The 19,153-nt window shown below is 53.5% G+C and carries 22 protein-coding genes; all 22 read right to left on the bottom strand.

All coding sequences use genetic code 11. The features are described from left to right. Positions 1-14: 14 nt before the first annotated feature. The 22 genes from RAC89_RS22985 to RAC89_RS22880 all read right to left on the bottom strand — a co-directional run bounded on the left by RAC89_RS22985 (position 15) and on the right by RAC89_RS22880 (position 19,141). Positions 15-449: a CBO0543 family protein gene (locus RAC89_RS22985; RefSeq protein WP_306615932.1), complete on the bottom strand. Its 435-nt coding sequence runs from the start codon at positions 447-449 to the stop codon at positions 15-17. Between the two features lie 146 nt (positions 450-595). Beyond that, positions 596-1,498, bottom strand: coding sequence for a ribosome biogenesis GTPase YlqF (gene ylqF, locus RAC89_RS22980; RefSeq protein WP_306615931.1), 903 nt, complete (start codon positions 1,496-1,498; stop codon positions 596-598). A gap of 24 nt (positions 1,499-1,522) precedes the next feature. Next, the gene (gene lepB, locus RAC89_RS22975) at positions 1,523-2,101 is read right to left on the bottom strand and encodes a signal peptidase I (RefSeq protein ID WP_306615930.1); all 579 of its coding nucleotides are present in this window, start codon (positions 2,099-2,101) and stop codon (positions 1,523-1,525) included. 83 nt (positions 2,102-2,184) lie between these two features. Continuing rightward, a complete protein-coding gene (gene rplS, locus RAC89_RS22970) occupies positions 2,185-2,526 on the bottom strand; it encodes a 50S ribosomal protein L19 (protein ID WP_306615929.1) in 342 nt (113 codons plus the stop codon). A 201-nt stretch (positions 2,527-2,727) separates the two neighbouring features. After that, complete coding sequence (trmD, locus tag RAC89_RS22965; RefSeq protein WP_306615928.1) at positions 2,728-3,474, bottom strand: tRNA (guanosine(37)-N1)-methyltransferase TrmD; 747 nt, start codon at positions 3,472-3,474, stop codon at positions 2,728-2,730. Continuing rightward, positions 3,474-3,995 carry a ribosome maturation factor RimM gene (gene rimM / locus RAC89_RS22960; RefSeq protein WP_306615927.1) on the bottom strand — a complete coding sequence of 174 codons (522 nt, stop codon included), beginning with the start codon at positions 3,993-3,995 and terminating at the stop codon, positions 3,474-3,476. The genes trmD and rimM overlap by 1 nt, the downstream gene beginning before the upstream one ends. Before the next feature lie 128 nt (positions 3,996-4,123). Then, entirely contained in the window at positions 4,124-4,354 is a 231-nt protein-coding gene (locus tag RAC89_RS22955) for a KH domain-containing protein (RefSeq protein ID WP_306615926.1), read from the bottom strand. A gap of 42 nt (positions 4,355-4,396) precedes the next feature. Continuing rightward, positions 4,397-4,669, bottom strand: coding sequence for a 30S ribosomal protein S16 (rpsP, locus tag RAC89_RS22950; RefSeq protein ID WP_159886997.1), 273 nt, complete (start codon positions 4,667-4,669; stop codon positions 4,397-4,399). 48 nt (positions 4,670-4,717) lie between these two features. Continuing rightward, the gene (gene ffh / locus RAC89_RS22945) at positions 4,718-6,085 is read right to left on the bottom strand and encodes a signal recognition particle protein (protein WP_306615925.1); all 1,368 of its coding nucleotides are present in this window, start codon (positions 6,083-6,085) and stop codon (positions 4,718-4,720) included. Positions 6,086-6,140: 55 nt separating this feature from the next. Then, the gene (locus RAC89_RS22940; RefSeq protein WP_284638992.1) at positions 6,141-6,479 is read right to left on the bottom strand and encodes a putative DNA-binding protein; all 339 of its coding nucleotides are present in this window, start codon (positions 6,477-6,479) and stop codon (positions 6,141-6,143) included. A 120-nt stretch (positions 6,480-6,599) separates the two neighbouring features. Next, positions 6,600-7,604, bottom strand: a complete 1,005-nt coding sequence (gene ftsY / locus RAC89_RS22935; RefSeq protein WP_284638991.1) for a signal recognition particle-docking protein FtsY — start codon at positions 7,602-7,604, stop codon at positions 6,600-6,602. A gap of 30 nt (positions 7,605-7,634) precedes the next feature. Beyond that, the gene (smc, locus tag RAC89_RS22930) at positions 7,635-11,216 is read right to left on the bottom strand and encodes a chromosome segregation protein SMC (RefSeq protein WP_306615924.1); all 3,582 of its coding nucleotides are present in this window, start codon (positions 11,214-11,216) and stop codon (positions 7,635-7,637) included. A 128-nt stretch (positions 11,217-11,344) separates the two neighbouring features. Further along, positions 11,345-12,052 carry a ribonuclease III gene (gene rnc, locus RAC89_RS22925; RefSeq protein WP_306615923.1) on the bottom strand — a complete coding sequence of 236 codons (708 nt, stop codon included), beginning with the start codon at positions 12,050-12,052 and terminating at the stop codon, positions 11,345-11,347. Between the two features lie 142 nt (positions 12,053-12,194). Next, complete coding sequence (gene fabF, locus RAC89_RS22920) at positions 12,195-13,433, bottom strand: beta-ketoacyl-ACP synthase II (protein WP_306615922.1); 1,239 nt, start codon at positions 13,431-13,433, stop codon at positions 12,195-12,197. 120 nt (positions 13,434-13,553) lie between these two features. After that, the gene (gene acpP, locus RAC89_RS22915) at positions 13,554-13,787 is read right to left on the bottom strand and encodes an acyl carrier protein (RefSeq protein WP_284638987.1); all 234 of its coding nucleotides are present in this window, start codon (positions 13,785-13,787) and stop codon (positions 13,554-13,556) included. A gap of 107 nt (positions 13,788-13,894) precedes the next feature. Then, on the bottom strand, positions 13,895-14,635 hold the full coding sequence (gene fabG / locus RAC89_RS22910; protein WP_306615921.1) for a 3-oxoacyl-[acyl-carrier-protein] reductase: 741 nt from the start codon (positions 14,633-14,635) through the stop codon (positions 13,895-13,897). 25 nt (positions 14,636-14,660) lie between these two features. Continuing rightward, positions 14,661-15,599 (bottom strand): ACP S-malonyltransferase, encoded by a 939-nt coding sequence (gene fabD / locus RAC89_RS22905; protein ID WP_306615920.1) that lies wholly within the window; start codon positions 15,597-15,599, stop codon positions 14,661-14,663. Positions 15,600-15,620: 21 nt separating this feature from the next. After that, positions 15,621-16,607, bottom strand: coding sequence for a beta-ketoacyl-ACP synthase III (locus tag RAC89_RS22900; protein WP_306615919.1), 987 nt, complete (start codon positions 16,605-16,607; stop codon positions 15,621-15,623). A gap of 20 nt (positions 16,608-16,627) precedes the next feature. Then, the gene (plsX, locus tag RAC89_RS22895; protein WP_306615918.1) at positions 16,628-17,614 is read right to left on the bottom strand and encodes a phosphate acyltransferase PlsX; all 987 of its coding nucleotides are present in this window, start codon (positions 17,612-17,614) and stop codon (positions 16,628-16,630) included. After that, entirely contained in the window at positions 17,598-18,194 is a 597-nt protein-coding gene (gene fapR, locus RAC89_RS22890) for a transcription factor FapR (protein WP_284644864.1), read from the bottom strand. The genes plsX and fapR overlap by 17 nt, the downstream gene beginning before the upstream one ends. 212 nt (positions 18,195-18,406) lie before the next feature. Further along, a complete protein-coding gene (rpmF, locus tag RAC89_RS22885) occupies positions 18,407-18,580 on the bottom strand; it encodes a 50S ribosomal protein L32 (protein WP_284638983.1) in 174 nt (57 codons plus the stop codon). 36 nt (positions 18,581-18,616) lie between these two features. Then, positions 18,617-19,141 carry a YceD family protein gene (locus tag RAC89_RS22880; RefSeq protein WP_306615917.1) on the bottom strand — a complete coding sequence of 175 codons (525 nt, stop codon included), beginning with the start codon at positions 19,139-19,141 and terminating at the stop codon, positions 18,617-18,619. Positions 19,142-19,153 lie beyond the last annotated feature (12 nt).

The raw sequence follows: 19,153 nt of genomic DNA, 5'->3' as shown, positions 1-19,153 counted from the left end.
ATTAGATAGTAAAGTCACCATAGGGTATAGGAGTCCCATAGATCCCAACCGAACGTAAAGGTGAAAATATTCGTATATTGAATGAGCAGCATTTCAGAAACGATCGCCAGGTGAACAAGCACCCAATAAAATGGAATTTTCCAAGACCAGATCTTCGGACTATAGCGTACTCCGGCAACCACCGTAAATGGGATAAAAGTAAACATGACGAAAGCGGGTACAATCAGATGCCCATGCAGAGGGCGATCCGGGAAGGAATAAAAGCGAAGTACAATAAACAGGTAACATAAGCCTGTGCCTACGGCCCCGCTAATAAAGAATAACAGCCCGTAGCGGTGCCAGTTATTTCTTACTATCCAGTATCCGCCTAGAATCCCAATTAACGTTGGGATTATTATTAAAACGTACTCATATAGTGGGTATTTCATAAGCAGATCTTTCCTGATCATTAACTTTACCCTCATTCTTCCCTAGGCCGAAGCCGTTCTATCCAGCTTTCCTCCCTTGATCTTCGAAACAAAAAAGACCGCACGCCTTACCGGTATTACGTCACCGATAGGGAGTGAGGCCTTATTTCGTTTAACCATCTATTCGTTTACCCTTGGGGAACTGCCTCTTCTGCTTCCGCAGCAAGCATCGCAGGATCCTCGAGACTGACGCGTCCCAGCTTGCCAGCTCTCAGCTCCCTAAGAATCGTCAGAGACGCCTTCTCCAGATCGACTCTTCCGCCGCTCATAAGCGCGCCGCGCTTGCGGCCGATGTCCTCGATCAGTTGAACTACCTTCTCATTATCCTCGGTATCCTGCGGAACCTCCGCGATACCGAATCTTTCCTTCAGCGAATCGCCATACTTCTTGGCAATATAACGCATGGCGAATAAGGCGATTTCCTCCGGGTGCAAGATCTCTTCCTTAATGGCCCCTGTTGCCGCAAGTCGCATGCCGACCCGTTGATCCTCAAACTTCGGCCATAGAATCCCCGGCGTGTCCAGCAGCTCCATCTCTGTACCAACCTTGATCCACTGCTGCCCCTTCGTTACACCGGGACGATCTCCCGTAGCGGCGATTTTGCGTCCGGCCATTTTATTAATGAGAGTCGACTTGCCTACATTCGGAATGCCTACAATCAGTGCCCGAATGGCTCTTGGCTTGATGCCTTTGCGCAGCTGCGCTTCAATCTTGTCGGATAATAGCTCCCGGCTGCGGTTCAAAATCTCCTTGCTCGGGTTCCCCTGTGCAGCGTCGATCGGAAGCGCTTTTAACCCCTGCTCCGCAAAATAAGCAACCCACTGCCGTGTAATCTCCGGATCGGCCAGATCACTTTTGTTCAGAAGCACGAGCCGCGGTTTGTTCATTAAGATTTCGTCAATCATCGGGTTCCGGCTGGAAAGCGGGATTCTCGCATCCAGCAGCTCTATCGCCAGATCGATCAGCTTCAGCTTATCCTGAATTTGCCGCCGGGCCCGTGTCATGTGACCTGGAAACCATTGAATTGTCATAAGGTCACCTCGCTTGTTCTACATTTAATGGATCCACTTCAAATCCTTCATCGGCCAAAAAATAATATCCGCCCGGCCAACAATGCGGTCATATTCGATAAATCCGATATCCCGGCTGTCTGCGCTGTTGGAGCGATTGTCCCCCATGACGAACACGCTGCCCTCCGTTACCGTCTTCTCGGCAAAATTTCTCGTGTTATAGGGTATCCCTTTTTTCGCAGCATCATCCAATGCCTGCTTCAGCCACGGTTCATCCAGCTGCTGATTGTTTACAAACACCTTATCGCCTTCCACCCGAACCTTCTCGCCCGGCAGCGCAATGACACGCTTAATATAATCCTTGTCCTCTGTCGCATGAAAGACGATGACCTCGCCGCGCTGCGGCGCCCTGAAATCATATAAAATCTTGTTGACGATGAGCCGTTCGCTGGTATGAAAATTCGGTTCCATGGACGGACCTTCAACGATGAATGGAGAGAAGATGAAGGTACGGATGATGAACACCAATCCTCCGGCGATCAACAGCGCTTTGATCCATTCCCATGCTTCGCTTTTTACCGAGCTTGGTTTGCTTTCGTTTTCGACGGTTTGCTCTTGCTCCATATGTACGTGACTGTCCTTTCTACCATGGAATAGGGGTATATAGAAAGCGAAAAGGAGCTTGAAAATCAAGCCCCTGTCGTTTCTTATCGAATCTCTTGAATTCTAGCTGCTTTACCGCGCAGACCGCGAAGATAGTAGAGCTTCGCGCGACGGACTTTACCACGGCGAGCCACTTCAATCTTATCGATCTTCGGGGAATTGATTGGGAACGTTCTTTCTACGCCAACACCGTAAGAAATTTTTCTTACTGTGAACGTTTCGCTGATACCGCCGCCGCGGCGCTTAATTACAACACCTTCGAACAGCTGGATACGCTCGCGAGAACCCTCGATAACCTTAACATGCACCTTCAGCGTGTCGCCTGGGCGAAAGCTAGGAATATCCTGACGCAATTGTTCCTTCGTAATCTCCTGGATCAAATTCATGTATGACTCCCTCCTTCCACACAGGTGTTCATGCCGCTCCTAAGTTGTATCAATCTATCGATGCTACGCGCAGAGGACCACCGTATTAAGCAAAAATGCAACAACGCTTTATATCATAACACAATGCCAAGCCTAGTTCAACAGGGAAAGGGAGGTTTTGGAGTAAAAACATTTTACTTTTTACGTTTCTCCGGGGAAGGCTTACTTCTCGCCTTCTTCTTCCTGTCGAATCTCCTGTAGAAACCGTTCATCCTTCTTCGACAACGGGAAACTTTCGAGCAGATCCGGCCGCTTCTTCCAGGTTCTGCGAAGCGACTCTTTACGCCGCCAATCGGCCACATTCGCGTGGTGACCGGACAGCAGAATCTCCGGTACCTCCCAATCGCGAAACTTCACCGGGCGGGTATAGTGAGGGTATTCCAGCAGTCCGGTGCTGAAGGAATCCGTAACCGCCGACGTCTCGTTACCGAGCACACCAGGCAGCAAACGCACTACACTATCGATTACAACCATTGCAGGCAGCTCTCCTCCGGTCAGCACATAATCGCCGATCGATAGCTCGTCGGTCACCAGATGCTCTCGTATGCGCTCATCGTAGCCCTCGTAGTGCCCGCAGATGAAGAGTAAGTGCTCTTCCCCCGACAGCCGTTCCGCGACCTTCTGAGTGAAGGGCTCACCTTGGGGACACATCAGAATGACTCTAGGCTTACGAGTATAGCCCTTGGTAATATCCTCTACGGCGGTGAAGATCGGTTCCGGCTTCAGCACCATGCCTCCGCCGCCTCCATAGGGATAATCATCCACCGTATTATGCTTATTATTCGCATAATCCCGAAAATTGGTCGTATTGAGACTAACCAGACCCTTCTCTTGCGCCTTTCCCAGGATACTGGAGTGAAATACACCCTCGAACATGGCCGGAAATAACGTCAGTACATCGATCCGCATCAATCCAGCAGCCCTTCGATTATGTGAACGGTGACAAGCTTCTGCTCTACATCGACATCCAGTACGACCTCATCGATGTAAGGCAGCAGCAGCTCCTTGCCGGATTTCGGCTTCACTACCCAGACATCATTAGCCCCAGGGGATAAAATCTCGGTAATGGTTCCGAGCTCCTGACCTTCATCCGTCACGACTTTACAACCGAGGATCTCATGATGGTAAAATTCATCCTCTTCGAGATCGCCGAGGTACTTTTCCTCCACCTTAAGAAGCCAGCCTTTGTATTTTTCCACTTCATTGATGTTGGTAAAGCCTTGGAACAGGACCACATACATTCCCTTATGGTACCGGGACGAGGCAACCGTTACGGGAATGCGGATATTTTTCTCTTCCTCCACGAACAGGAGCTGACTGCCTTTCGCAAAGCGCTCCTCGGGAAAATCGGTTTGCGGGACGATTTTCAGCTCCCCGCGTATGCCGTGCGTATTCACAATCTTACCAACCGTATACAGCTTTTCGCTCATGGAAACCTCCATTAATAGTAATCCCCCATGCAAAATGAAGCCTATGGATTATGTAAGGGGTGCCCCCTTTAAGAGACCCGTATATACACAAAAGAGTTAGGAGCATCTCCTAACTCTCATTGTTGACATTACGACACGATTTCAACCGAAACTCGTTTCGGTTCCTTCACTGCAGCGGATGTGACGACGGTACGAAGCGACTTCGCAATACGTCCTTGCTTGCCGATCACTTTACCGACGTCGTCGGGGTGAACGGACAGCTCGTACGTAATGCTGCGGTCGTCCTCCTTCGAGGTCACGCGTACTTCATCCGGATGATCCACCAACGCCTTGGCGATAACGGTTATAAGATCCTTCATTCGTACCTCCGAATTCACGTGCAGCCTTACGCTGCAGCGAGATTACTTCTGCAGCTTGGACTCGTGGAACTTAGTCATGATGCCGGCTTTGCTGAACAGACTGCGTACTGTGTCGGAAGCTTGAGCACCAGTTTGAAGCCATTTCAGTGCTTTCTCTTCGTCAATATTGACAATGGCTGGTTGAGCCACCGGATTGTAAGTACCGATCTCTTCGATAAAGCGGCCGTCACGCGGGGAACGGGAATCCGAAACCACCACACGGTAGAAAGGAGCTTTGTGAGCGCCCATACGCTTAAGACGAATGCGAGTTGCCATGATATTTTCACCTCCCAGATAGAGTAAAATGATTATGTGATGCCGGGATTAGAACGGGAATTTCCCGCCTTTCCCAAGCTTCTTCATTTGTTTCATCATCTTGTTGCCCTTCGGTCCCATCATGCTGGAGAACTGCTTCATCATTTTGCGCATGTCCTCGAACTGCTTGATGAACCGGTTGACGTCTTGAATCGAGTTGCCGCTGCCGGCAGCCAAGCGCTTGCGGCGACTAGGGTTGAGCAGCTCCGGATGGGCGCGCTCCTCCTTCGTCATGGACTTCACGATTGCCGCGACACGGCTCATCTGCTTGTCGTCCACCTTCACGTCCTTCATACCCTTGATCTTCCCTGCGCCAGGCAGCATGTCAAGAATTTGATCGAGCGGACCAAGCTTCTTTACCTGCTCCATCTGCTCGAGGAAATCGTCGAAGGTGAACTCGGCGTTGCGCATCTTGCGCTCCATCTCTTTCGCCTTGTCGGCATCGATGCTCGCCTGCGCCTTCTCGATCAGCGTGAGCATGTCGCCCATGCCGAGAATACGGGACGCCATCCGTTCGGGATGGAACGGCTCCAGCGCATCCATCTTCTCACCCATGGCAGCAAACTTGATCGGGCAGCCGGTGACCGCCTTAACCGATAACGCGGCACCGCCTCGGGTATCGCCGTCCAGCTTCGTGAGCACTACGCCCGTCAGCTCAAGCTGCTTGTGGAAGCTCTCCGCGACGTTAACTGCATCCTGACCTGTCATTGCATCAACGACCAGAAGGATTTCATTCGGATTGACCGCTTCGACGATCTGCTTCAGCTCGTCCATCAACGTTTCGTCGATGTGCAAACGGCCGGCCGTATCGATGATCAAGTAATCGTTGCCTTGATCCTTCGCCTGCTGCAGCGCCTTCTTTGCAATCTCCACAGGGCTTACATCCGTCCCCATGGCGAACACCGGTACCTTCAGCTGCTCTCCAAGCACTTGCAGCTGCTTAATCGCTGCGGGACGGTAAATATCTCCCGCCGCCAGGAGCGGTTTATGATTCTGCTGGGTGAGCATTTTGGCCAGCTTACCGACCGTTGTCGTTTTACCGGCACCTTGCAAGCCTGCCATCATGATGACGGTAGGCGGCTTATTAGCCTTTGCCAGCTTGCTTTGCGTTCCGCCCATGAGCTCGGTGAGCTCTTTATTCACGATGTCGACGACGACCATCGCCGGTGTGAAGCTTTGCAGCACCTCTTGGCCGATGGCGCGCTCCTTCACCTTTGCAATGAATTCCTTAACGACTTTGAAGTTAACGTCCGCTTCAAGAAGCGCGAGCCGTACTTCCCTCAGTGCCTCGTTTACATCGTCCTCCGTCAGCTTGCCTTTGCCTCTTAGCTTGCTAAATACATTTTGCAATCGGCTGGCTAGTCCTTCGAATGCCATGAACGCGTCACCACCTTCTGGAGGAATTTATATCATAGTTCGGATTCTTATTCAGTCAATCGTGCTCGATAAGCTTATTAATGAGCTCCTGCAAATGCCCGTGGTTCGGGTCTGCCGCCGCTCTAAGCTCGCTGAGCAATCGCTGGCGTTCTTCATGCCTTGCCAGCAGCTGCAGCTTGGATTCGTACTCCTCCAGCACCGCTTCGGCACGTTTAATATGCTCGTAAACGGCTTGCCGGCTGATGCCGAATTCCGCAGCAATCTCGCCAAGCGAGTAGTCATCGTGGAAATATGCCTTCATGAACTGCTGCTGCTTATCCGTAAGCAGCTTCTCATAGAAATCGAACAGCAGGTTAATGCGGTTCGCCTTCAGCAGCGCACTTTCTTCAGTCATGTGCTCCACCTCCGTTAAGGTAAAACACTTTACAGGAACAACAGAACCTATCATACTGAATTCCAGAGTGGATGTCAAGCTTTTATCCTTAACAGTCTTCAAACGGGATTTGCCTTAGTATTAAGGCTGTTCCTGGCCTTCCTTTGCTTCCTCTTCCTGAATCCATTTGCTGAAGAGGGCGTGAACGAATTGATCCGAATCGAACGGCTGCAGATCGTCCATTTTCTCGCCGAGGCCGACGAATTTCACCGGCAGCTTCAACTCCTGGCGAATCGCAACAACGATGCCGCCCTTCGCCGTTCCGTCAAGCTTCGTGAGAACCAGCCCGCTAAGACCTGACTTCTCGTCAAACAGCTTCGCCTGGGAAAGCGCATTTTGTCCCGTCGTCGCATCGAGCACCAGCAGCACCTCATGCGGGGCCTCCGGTACTTCGCGGCGAATGACGCGATAAATTTTGTTCAGCTCCTCCATCAGGTTGACCTTGTTCTGAAGCCGGCCCGCCGTATCGCAGAGCAGGACGTCCACCCCGCGCGATTTGGCCGCCTGTACGGCATCGAACATGACGGCCGCCGGGTCAGAGCCCGCCTGCTGCTTGATTACGTCTACGCCCGCACGCTTGCCCCACTCCTCCAGCTGTTCGATTGCTCCTGCCCGGAACGTATCTCCCGCAGCGAGCAGTACTTTTTTCCCTTGGGATTTCATATAGTGGGCCATCTTGCCGATGGTAGTCGTTTTTCCTACACCGTTGACACCAACGAATAAAATAATGGTAAGTCCGGAATCCGCCATCTTCAGAGAAGCGTTTTCTTCCCCCTTCAGCAGACCGATCAGCATCTCGGACAATACCGGCTGCAGCTCGCTCGGGCTTTCGATTTTGCGCTTGCGCACCTCGGATCGAAGGTTGTCCATCAGCTTCAGCACGGTATTCACACCGACGTCGGCCCCGATCAAAATTTCCTCCAGCTCCTCATAAAACTCCTCGTCAATCTTCTTTCGGCGGGAGAACAGGTCTTCTACGCGATCAACGAACACATCTCTCGTCTTCGTTAATCCTTCCTTGAACTTATTCGTGACCGCTTCCGCCTTGGTCGAAATGCTTTCCTTCAGCTTTTTAAAAAAATTCATCGGCACTATGCCCCTTTCTCCTATATGTGATTACGCCGTTTCCGACGCAATAATCGACTCATCCTCTTCAAGCCGGACGGATACCAGCTTCGATACGCCGCCCTCTTCCATCGTCACTCCATACAGAACATCCGCTTCCTCCATAGTTCCTTTACGGTGGGTCACGACGATAAACTGCGTTACCTCGGAAAACTCGCGCAAATACTCGGCAAAACGCGCTACGTTCGCCTCATCAAGCGCCGCCTCCACCTCGTCGAGCACGCAGAACGGGACCGGTTTGACGCGAATAATCGAGAACAGCAGCGCGATGGCCGTGAGCGCCCGCTCTCCCCCGGAGAGCAGCTGCAGGTTTTGCAGCTTTTTGCCCGGCGGCTGGGCCACGATCTCAATGCCCGTATCGAGCATATTCTCCGGCTCGGAAAGAATCAGGTCGGCCCGGCCGCCCCCGAACAGCTTCGAGAATACTACGACGAAATGTGAGCGAATCGCATCGAAAGTAGTCTTAAAGCGCTTCGACATTTCCTCGTCCATCTCCCGGATAACCTGGTACAATGCCGTCTTCGCTTCGATCAGATCGTCCTTTTGCTCCGTTAAGAACGTAAAGCGCTCGTTGACGCGCTGGAACTCCTCGATAGCCCCTAGGTTCACATCTCCCAATGCGGCAATATCTCGCTTCAGCTCGCGCACCTTGTTCTGCATCCCGAGCACATCCTCCGGCACCGGATAGCGCTGCTTCGCCAGCTCGAAGCTGAGCTCGTAATCCTCGGACAGCTTTTTCAGCAGGTTCTCGAGCTCCACATCAAGCCGGTTGACGCGAACCTCCGTTTGATGCATCTGCTCTTGGATCTGCTTCAGCTGATTGCGCTGCTCGCGAGTCTTATTCTCTTCCTGTTCGAGCTTCGCAAGCCATTCCGCTCGCTCCGCCCGCTTCAGGTCCAGCTGCTCCGCACAGTGCTGCTTTTTCAGCTTCAAATCGTTCAGCAGCTCGATCTGCAGCACCGTCTCCTGCTCATGCAGCTCCATATCGTGAACCAGCTGCTCCAGCATACGGCGGTTCATGTCCAGCTCCGATCGAAGCGTATCCAATTCCGCACGGAAACGGCGCTCCTGATCCTGGAGCAGCTGTTTCTCCTGCGACTGGGAGGCGACCTTGATCTTTAGGTCCGTAAGCTGCGTTTGCAGCTCTTCCTTCGCCGATTCGCTTGCTTTGCGCCGAATCTCTGCATCGCGAATCGCCTGTTGAAGAAGTGCCTCTTCCTGTTGAAGCTGCACGAGGGCCTGCTCCGCCTTGACTTTACGCGTCTCGAGATCCTTGCGCTCCCCTGTCAGTGACTCGTCATCGGCTCCATACAGCGCAAGCTGATCGGCTACCTGCCTCGCTTCCTTTTCCAGTGGCTCTAAGGAGGCACGGATCTGCTGCTCTTCAAGACGCAAGGTTTCCACCGATTGACGAAGCTCGTCCAGCTGATGCGAGGCTGCGGCCATGTCCTTTCGGACATGCTCTGCCTTTTTACGCAGCTCCTGCAGCTGCGTTTCATTGGTAATGATGTCCTGATCCATTTCCTCGATCTGGCGCTGGCGGCTGAGAAGGCTGGTCGTCTTCTTCTGCTGGCTGCCCCCGGTCATCGATCCGCCCGGGTTTACGACGTCGCCCTCCAGCGTCACCACTCGGAACCGGTACTGGACGCGTGCCGCAATCCGGTTTGCTACCTCGAGCGTAGCGGCTATGATGACATTACCGAGCATACTCCCGACGATTTGCCTATATGTCTCATCAAATTGTACAAGCTCGGCGGCAATCCCGATAAAGCCTTCCATTCCTTGCAGCTGACGCACCTCGTGCTCCGGAATGGAGCGTCCGCGAATGACATCCAGCGGCAGGAAGGTAGCACGGCCCAGCTGACGCTTTTTCAGGAACGCAATCGCGTCCCGTCCGTTCGCTTCGTTCTGAACGACGATGTTTTGAAGCGCCGCGCCAAGCGCCGTTTCTACCGCGACCTCAACGTTCGCCGGCACCTTCACCAGCTCGGCCACCGCGCCGTGAATGCCTCGCAGATCGCCGCGGTCCTTGGCCTTCAGTACCTCCTTGACGCCATGAGCGAAGCCGTCGTAATCGTTAGCCATCTCCCGCATCGTATCCCGGCGCGAGATAAGGGCGTCCAGCTTTTGCTCCCACTTGCGCACGGTCGACTGCACTTCCTCGGACAGCAGCTGCTTCTCCTTTAATAATTGGCTTACGTCCAAGTATTTGTTGCGGAGCTTGCCGATCTCATCCACTACCAGCCCAAGCCTCGTCTCCAGCTCCTTCTTCCGCTCGGCGATGCTGTCGCTTTGCTCCTGCCACTTGCGGCGTTCATCGCCGATCCGGTCCAGCCGTCTTGACAGCGTCTCCAGCTGCTGCTCCGCATACCTTGCTTCATTGCGGGCATTCGCCATGTCGTTGAGCCGCTCCAGAAGCTCCGACTTCAGGCGGTCCTCCTCTTCGCTGCTGATGCCTCCCGTCACTCCGAGCAGCCGGTCTTCTTCAGCTTTCAGCTTCGCTTGCGACTCATCCAGCTCCGCTGACAGGTTCCGTATCTTATCCTTAAAGCCGGCAATCTCCGCTTCCTTCTCCTGAAGCCTCTGCTCCTGTTGAGCAACGGTCAATTTGAGCTGCGACTCGTTGGAAGCAAAATTTTTCTTGCGTTCCTTTAATACCTCGCCATGGCCTTCGCACTTCTCGAAATCCTCGCTCAGCTGAAGCAGCTGCTCCTGCAGGGCTTCCGTCTCTTCTTCAAGCCGGCGCGATTCCCAGCGATGCTGCTCCAGCTGTGCGTCATGAGTGCTGACGAAGCCGGACAGCTCCAGCTCTTCCCGCCGAAGCCGGTCCAGCTTGGCATTAATTTCGGTCCATGAGGCGTAAATCTGCTCAATTTGATATACGTACATGGCGATCTCGCTGGACTTGAGCTGATCCTTCAGCTCCTTGTAGCGAATCGCCTTCTCCGATTGCTCGCGAAGCGGCTCGATCTGATCCTCCAGCTCGGAGACCAGGTCGTGGATCCGAAGCAGGTTTTGCTCGGTTTCCTGCAGCTTCTTCTCGGTTTCTTTTTTCCTCGATTTATATTTGACGATTCCCGACGCTTCTTCGAAGATGCCGCGGCGATCCTCCGATTTCGTACTGAGAATCTCTTCTATTCGCCCCTGTCCGATGATCGAGTACGCTTCCTTCCCGATCCCGGTGTCCATGAACAGCTCGGTAATATCCTTGAGCCGGCAGGACTGCTTGTTAATAAAATATTCGCTGTCTCCGCTGCGATGCACCCGTCTTGTCACGGTTACCTCTTGATAATCGAGCGGAAGCGAGTTGCTGGAGTTATCCAGCGTCAGCGATACTTCTCCGTAGTTGACCGCTTTGCGCGCGTCACTTCCGGCGAAGATAATATCTTCCATTTTGCCCCCGCGCAGAGATCGTGCGCTCTGCTCCCCGAGCACCCACCGGATCCCGTCGGAAATGTTGCTCTTGCCGCTGCCGTTCGGGCCTACGACGGCGGTAATGCCCTGAACAAACTCCAGCTCCGTCTTGTCGGCAAAGGACTTGAATCCGGCCAGCTCGATACGCTTCAAAAACATGGTCTCACCTCACACGCTATTGTAACACATTCTCCAGCGTTAGTAGATACCTGAGGTCTTCAGCATCTTACAAAAGAAGCGCCTGCTCCTACACTGGGAGTCCGGCGCCTCTGAAGAAGAGTATCTATTCACTTTGGCTGATGGACCTTAACCTTCAGCGTCTCTAACGCCTCTTTAGCCGCATGCTGCTCCGCTTCTTTCTTCGAACGGCCGGAGCCGCGTCCGAGAAGCTGCTCCTGAAGATATACCTCCGAAAGAAACTCTCTTTCATGCGCAGGTCCTCGTTCATCCACGATCTTGTACTCAATGCTTCCCAGACTGTGCTGTTGAACATGTTCCTGCAGCAATGTCTTATAGTCGGCCGTTAACAGCTTCCCTTGCCCCGGAAGGTTCGGGAACATGTGCTTCTTCAGGAACGATCGGACTGTTTCAAGCCCCTGATCCAGGTAGAGCGCACCGATAAACGATTCGAATACGTCCGCCAGCAAAGCGGGCCTTGTTCGTCCTCCTGTCAGCTCCTCGCCTTTGCCCAGCAGTACATAAGAACCGAAATCGAGCTGTTCGGCAAAGCCGACGAGCGAAGGCTCGCATACGATGGAGGCACGCAGCTTGGTCAGCTCGCCCTCCGAGCGTTCCGGATGCTGCTCAAATAAATATTCGGATACCGTTAATTCCAAGACGGCATCGCCAAGAAATTCGAGTCGTTCGTTATCCTTGTGGTTTCCGATGCGATGCTCGTTTACATAGGAGGAGTGGGTAAACGCTTGCCGGAGCAATTCGGGATGCCGAAACGGTAGCTGCAACGCCTCTTGCAGCTGTTTAAGGTTACGATGCATGTTTTCACCGCCTATCGATGTGTTCACCTAGGAAGTCTTTGAAACCACATAACGAACAAAAGTTGATAAAGTCCGGCTTAGAGGCCGGCTTTATCAACCGCAGAACAAAGCGCACGTTATAGTATGGGCCGGTTGGCGGCGATTATGCTTCGAATTTCTTCAGCACCACCGTAGCGTTATGTCCTCCGAAGCCGAAGGAGTTGGACATTACGATATTCAGGTCCGCCTGACGTGGAACATTCGGCACATAATCCAAATCACATTCCGGATCCTGATTCTCCAGATTGATCGTCGGAGGAATGATGCCGTGCTTCAGCGCCAGCGCACAGATCAACGCCTCTACGCCCCCGGCCGCACCGAGCAAATGTCCTGTCATGGACTTCGTGGAGCTGACGGCCAGCTTATACGCATGGTCGCCAAACGCCTTCTTGATAGCAGTCGTTTCCGAGCGGTCTCCCACTGGAGTCGAAGTGCCGTGCGCATTAATGTAGTCGACCTGCTCCGGAGCAATTCCCGCATCCTTAACAGCCTTGACCATACAGCGTGCCGCGCCGTCCGGATCCGGATCGGTCATGTGGTAAGCGTCACCGCTCATGCCGTACCCGATCACTTCGCCGTAAATTTTCGCGCCGCGCTTCTGAGCGTGCTCCAGCGATTCGAGAATGAGAATGCCTGCTCCCTCGCCCATCACGAACCCGTCGCGGCCCGTATCGAAAGGACGGCTTGCCTTCTCCGGCTCTTCATTGCGAGTGGACATGGCACGGAGTGCACAGAACCCTGCCACGCCGGTCGGGCTGATCGTCGCTTCGGCGCCGCCGCAGATCATCACGTCCGCGTCGCCATGGGCGATCGTCTTAAAAGCGTCGCCGATCGAATGCGTCCCTGTAGCGCAAGCGGTAACCGCTGTGCTGTTCGGGCCCTTCGCCCCGGTAATCATAGAAATTTGGCCGGAGGCCATGTTCGCGATCATCATCGGAATGAAGAATGGGCTGACGCGCTTCGGACCCTTCTCCAGGAGAATCTTATGCTGCTCTTCCCATGTGGACAAGCCGCCGATTCCAGAGCCGACATACACGCCCACTCGCTCGGGATCGGTGTCCTCCTGAATGTTGAGGCCGGCATCCTTCACAGCCGACAATGTCGCGGCTACAGCGAACTGGACGAATCGGTCCATGCGGCGAGCTTCTTTTTTATCCATGTAATCTTCCGGGTTGAAATCCTTAATCTCTGCCGCGATCCGTGTAGGATATTCGCTCACATCGAACGATTCGATCATACCGACGCCAGACTTGCCCTCCATCAGGCTTCCCCAGAATGTTTCGAGGTCCTTACCGAGCGACGTCATGACGCCAAGTCCTGTAATCACTACTCTTTGCTTCACCTGAAACCCACCTCTATTGTCAAATAACTGATGTCGTTATGAATGATCATTAAAGTAAAACCTAAATCGGAGGAAATGGACATAAGTCCCGCTTAAGTGGTTTAAACGGGACTTATGGTGTTACGTATGAGATTTTATGTACTCAACTACTTGTCCTACTGTAGTTATTTTCTCTGCATCTTCATCAGAGATTTCCATATCAAACTCATCTTCCAGCTCCATAACCAACTCTACTACATCGAGAGAATCGGCTCCAAGGTCATCCTTGAAAGATGCTTCGAGGGTTACCTCGTTCTCGTCGACACCAAGTCGATCGACGACGATGCGTTTTACGCGATCCAAAACGTCAGACATCCGGTTCACCTCCTCTACGGTATTATACTTAACTTATGGACAAATTGCCATAGTCAGCAAGAGATACGCAGAAAAAAACAATTTTCGTTGTTTTCTTGCTGCAAGTCCTACATGTACATGCCACCGTCGACATGAATCGTCTGTCCGGTCATGTAGGAGGCATCGTCTGAAGCAAGGAAGCGTACCGCCTTGGCGATATCCTCCGGCTGTCCCAGACGGGCGAGCGGAATTTGCGCGAGCAAGCCCGTGCGCATTTCCTCATTCAGCTTATCCGTCATATCGGTCTCAATGAAGCCTGGAGCTACGCAATTAACGGTAATTCCGCGGGAGGCCAGCTCCTTCGCTGCCGCCTTAGTCATTCCGATGACACCGGCTTTAGCCGCCACGTAATTCGTCTGTCCTGCATTGCCCAAAGCTCCAACGACGGAGGAGATGTTGATGATCCGGCCGGAGCGCTGCTTCATCATCGGACGGGTTGCTGCCTTCATACAGTTGAACACGCCCTTCAGATTCGTTTCGATCACTTGATCGAACTCCTCTTCTTTCATCCGCATGATCAGGTTGTCGCGGGTAATCCCGGCGTTGTTCACCACAATATCGATGCGGCCGAACGCCTCCAGCACCTGCTTGAACAGGTCCTCTACCTCTTGTGTCGAGCCTACATTGGCTTTCACCTTGAACGACTTGCGGCCCAGCGCTTCAATCTGCTGCACCACCTCCGCCGCAGCCCCTTCGCTGCCTGCGTAGTTTACAACGACATCGGCGCCGGCCTCCGCCAGCGTCAGAGCGATCGCTCTGCCGATACCGCGCGAAGCGCCTGTTACAAGCGCCACTTTCCCCGTAAGCATGGCTTTAAGCCTCCTATGTATGATTTTACACCGTAGCTTCCAGCTGGAACTGCTCTACCGCCTCTTTGCTGTTGATCGAATACACCTTGACGCTGCGGTCGATCTTTTTGATCAAGCCTGCAAGCACAGAGCCGGAACCAATCTCGATGAAGGTATCGACCCCCTGTGAAATGAGCCATGCAACGCTATCCTCCCATAATACGGAGGAGTGTACTTGGTCAATCAACAGCTGCTTAACGGCTGAGGGAGCTTCCACCGGAGCGGCTGTCACGTTCGCTACTACGGGTACCTGTGCAGGCTGCATCGACAAACCTGCCAGCACCTCAGCCAGCTTCTCGGAGGCCGGCTTCATAAGCGAGGAATGGAAAGGTCCGCTGACCTCAAGCGGAATGGCCCGCTTGGCGCCTGCTTCCTTGCCGCGCTCTACGAGCGCCTGCACTCCTTCTTTGCTGCCGGAAACGACGATTTGTCCCGGGCAGTTCAGGTTCGCCAGCTCGACCACGCCGACTTCCTTGGTGATCGCTTCACAAAGCTGCTGCAGCGCCTCGCGCTCCGCACCGAGTACTGCGGCCATGGCGCCCTGTCCTCCCGGAACAGCCTGCTCCATGAATTGTCCGCGGGCACGAACCGTGCGAACCGCCTCCTCGAAGCTTAGTACTCCGGCAGCAACCAGAGCGCTGTACTCGCCCAAGCTGTGACCGGCTACATAATCCGGCTGAATCCCGTTTCGTTTGAAGAGCTCCAGGTAGGCGATGCTTGTAGTCAGCAGCGCGGGCTGCGTATGGTACGTTTGCTTCAGCTCCTCCTCCGGTCCTTCAAAGATAATCCGGCTGAGCTCGAAGCCAAGCGCTACGTCCGCCGCATCAAAGATGCGCTTAGCGGCCGCATCGGATGTATAAATGTCCTTGCCCATGCCGACTGACTGGGCTCCTTGACCCGGAAACACAAAAGCGATTTTCCCCATCGTAACATTAGTCCCCTTCCTCTACCAAACTAAAACGGATGCGCCCCAGGTCAGCCCGCCGCCGAAGCCTACGAGGACCAGCTTGTCGCCTTCCTTCACGCGCCCCTGCTCTACCGCCTCGGCTAGCGCCAATGGGATCGAAGCTGCGGATACGTTGCCGTATTTATCAAGATTGATCATGCATTTCTCTTCACTGAGATTCAGCCTTTGCAGAGCGGATTGAATAATGCGGATGTTCGCCTGATGCGGCACGAGCAAATCCACCTCGGATTTGTCAAAACCAGCCTTGCGCAACGCTTCTTCGGCCGATCCGCCCATGATTCGGACGGCGAACTTAAATACTTCCGAGCCTGCCATATGGATAAAATGCTGCTTCGCCTCCAGGCTTTGCGGAGTCGCCGGGCAACGCGAGCCGCCGCCCGCCACCTTCAACAGCTCTCCGCCGGAGCCGTCGGCTCCCAGCTCGAACGATTTGAAGCCGCGTCCTTCCGGCACCTGTCCGATCACCACTGCACCGGAGCCGTCCCCGAACAAAATGCAGGTGTTGCGGTCGGTATAATCCGTAATGCGCGATAAGCATTCGGTTCCCACCACTAAAGCGTATTTATAAGTGCCTGTAGCGATAAAATTCACTGCATTGGCCAATCCGTAAATAAAGCCTGAGCATGCCGCGGACAAATCAAAAGCAGCCGCCTTCTTCGCACCCAGCTTATCTTGCAGGATGCATGCCGTCGACGGGAACGCCATATCCGGCGTAATCGTCGCCACTACGATGAGATCGATATCCTCCGGGGCAACGCCTGCATTTTTAAGAGCTTTAAGAGACGCTTCGTATGCCAAATCGGATGCCGCCTGCTCGGGGCTTGCGATCCGGCGCTCCCGAATGCCTGTCCGGGTGACGATCCACTCGTCGTTCGTCTCCACCATCTGCTCAAGCTCCTGATTTGTAAGCACCCGCTCAGGAACGTATTTGCCCGTACCCAGAACACCAACAGGGATTAAGTTCATTAGACTACATCTCGCTTCCGTTACTGATTTCCGATTTCCGATGAGATGCTTCGCACAAGGTCGTTCTGTACGGCCGTCCGTGCTTGTCTCACAGCATTTTTAAACGCCGTCGCGCTCGATGATCCGTGGCTTTTCAATACAAGCCCGTCCACGCCGAGGAGCGGAGCGGCTCCGACTTCGTTATAATCCATTTTACGCCGGAATTGGGAGAGCCCCTTCTTTACGGCAAGTGCCGCCAGCTTGGTCACCCAGGTACGGGTAAATTCCTCTTTTAACGCCGAGAAAATGGTCCCCGCCGCGCCCTCAATGGACTTCAGCATAATGTTACCCGCAAATCCGTCGCACACGAGCACATCGCAAGGAGCCCGCAGCACATCCCTTGATTCCACATTCCCTACAAAATGAATCGGGGCCTGCTCCAGCAGCGGGTAAGCCGCCTTCGTCAGCTCATTGCCCTTCATCGCCTCGGTCCCTACGTTGAGCAGTCCGATGCGGGGCTTAGCAACGCCGTGGACCTTACTGCGGTAGATGCTGCCCATGATCGCATACTGTACCAGCTGCTCTGCGGTTGCATCCATGTTGGCCCCGAGATCCAAGGCCAGGACACCGTTCCCGTCCATCGTAGGAATCATCGGCGCGAGCGCCGGACGCTCGATGCCTTGAATGCGGCCTACGATGAGCAAACCGGTCGTCATCAGGGCGCCGGTATTGCCTGCAGAAATGAAAGCATCCGCTTCCTTCTCCTTCACCATACGTCCGGCCACGACCATGGAAGAATCCTTCTTCCGCCTTACCGCCTTCACCGGCTCGTCATCCGCTTCGATGACCTCCGATGTATGGCGTATTTCAAGATTCGCCGGCTTCCGCGTCAGATGAGGCTCAATTTGGGCCTTGTCACCGACCAGAATGACCGTCGTATCGTTCCACGATTCGGCGGCTTGAATCGCACCCTCTACCGTGGCGCCCGGCGCGTGGTCTCCGCCCATGGCGTCAATCGCTATCCGCATGAAGTTCGCCTCCTTCGAAGCGGTCTTTGGTGGAATGATAAATAATAAAATTGCCTTGGAACACTATTTCATCGCCGACATAGGTGAACACTTCCACCTTAGCCTTGCCCTTGGAGATCGAACGCACATAGGCTTTGGCGATACATTTTTCACCGAGTCTCACCGATCTCACGAACCGGATGTCCGCAGCGGCCGTCAGGGCGATCTCGTCGTTAATCAAAGCAACGGCCAGAGAATTCGCCTGGGAGAAAACATGATGTCCCCGCGCGATCTTCGTCCGGGAAAACACGTGCTCATCCCGAATCTCGAACATCGAAATCCCGCTCTTGTCGAGCTGCAGGTCGATCACATCCCCAATCACCTCATGCAGAGGAAGAGAGCGCACCTGATCATAGGACTGCTCCGCCATCAGCTTCATCCGCTCGCGCAGCTCGGGGATCCCAAGCTCCAATCGGTCGAGTCGGATCGTTTGTATACTGACCTGAAACAGCCTGGTTAATTCTTCATCCGTAATAAAAGGGTTTTCTTCAATCGCTTTGGCCAGCTGCTGCTGACGCTGTCTCTTCGGAAGGCGTTCGATAGCCGAGCACCACCTTGCAGTGTGATAGATATGTCGTTACTGCATGTCTATGACATGACACTACATCTTATGACCAAGTAATAAATGATAGTATAATGGATTTCATTTGAAAAGAAAAGAATAACTTCGTATTCCCCCAAGATCCGCCTCGAAACGCAAAAAAAATAGCACCTCATAAAATGAAGTACTATCTCTTTGCATTCAGGCAGAGATTATTGGTTGATAATCTCTCTCTTCTTATAATGACCGCACACCTTGCATACACGGTGACCCAGCTTGAATTCACCACAATTATCGCATTTTACCATTCCTGGTACTTCTAATTTAAAGTGAGTCCGACGCATGTCACGGCGTGTTTTCGATGTTCTCCTTTGAGGTACTGCCATTTCTTCCCACCTCCTTCAACGAGTTCACAAGTCTGTTTACTTGTCTTTAAAGAAATCCGCCAGTCCGGCCAATCGCGGGTCCACCTTGTCCTGTTTGCAGCCGCAGGCTTGCTCGTTCCGGTTGCCTCCGCATACGGGGCAAAGACCTTGACAAGCTTCGCTGCAAAGCGGCACAAACGGCAGATGCAGCATTACGCTTTCTACCAAATAGGGCTTGAGCTCGATGCGGTCGTCCTGAACGTAAACCGGATCATTCTCCGATTCCTCGTCCTCTTCGAACGCTTCCTCATCGGGCTCTTCCCCCTTCACGAAAGTCTCATGATACGGAATTGTCAGGCTTTGGTGCACCGGGTTCAAGCATCGCGAGCATGACTGCTCCACCTCGATGGAAAGTTCGCCGGATACATCCGCAGCACCGCTAACGTCGTGAGCTTCAAGCTCGACCTTCAGCGGCCCGAAGTCCTGCAAGCTGCCGGATACCGGCAAGGCACCGTGCAGATCCAGTGTTCCGTGAATACGAACGGTTCCTTTTGCAGCTAAATCCTTTAAATGAATGAACACGAGTATCACCCC

This window comes from Paenibacillus sp. GD4 (genome assembly GCF_030846225.1).
Lineage (GTDB): Bacteria > Bacillota > Bacilli > Paenibacillales > NBRC-103111 > Paenibacillus_G > Paenibacillus_G silviterrae.
This window is presented reverse-complemented; position numbering and strand designations above follow the sequence as displayed.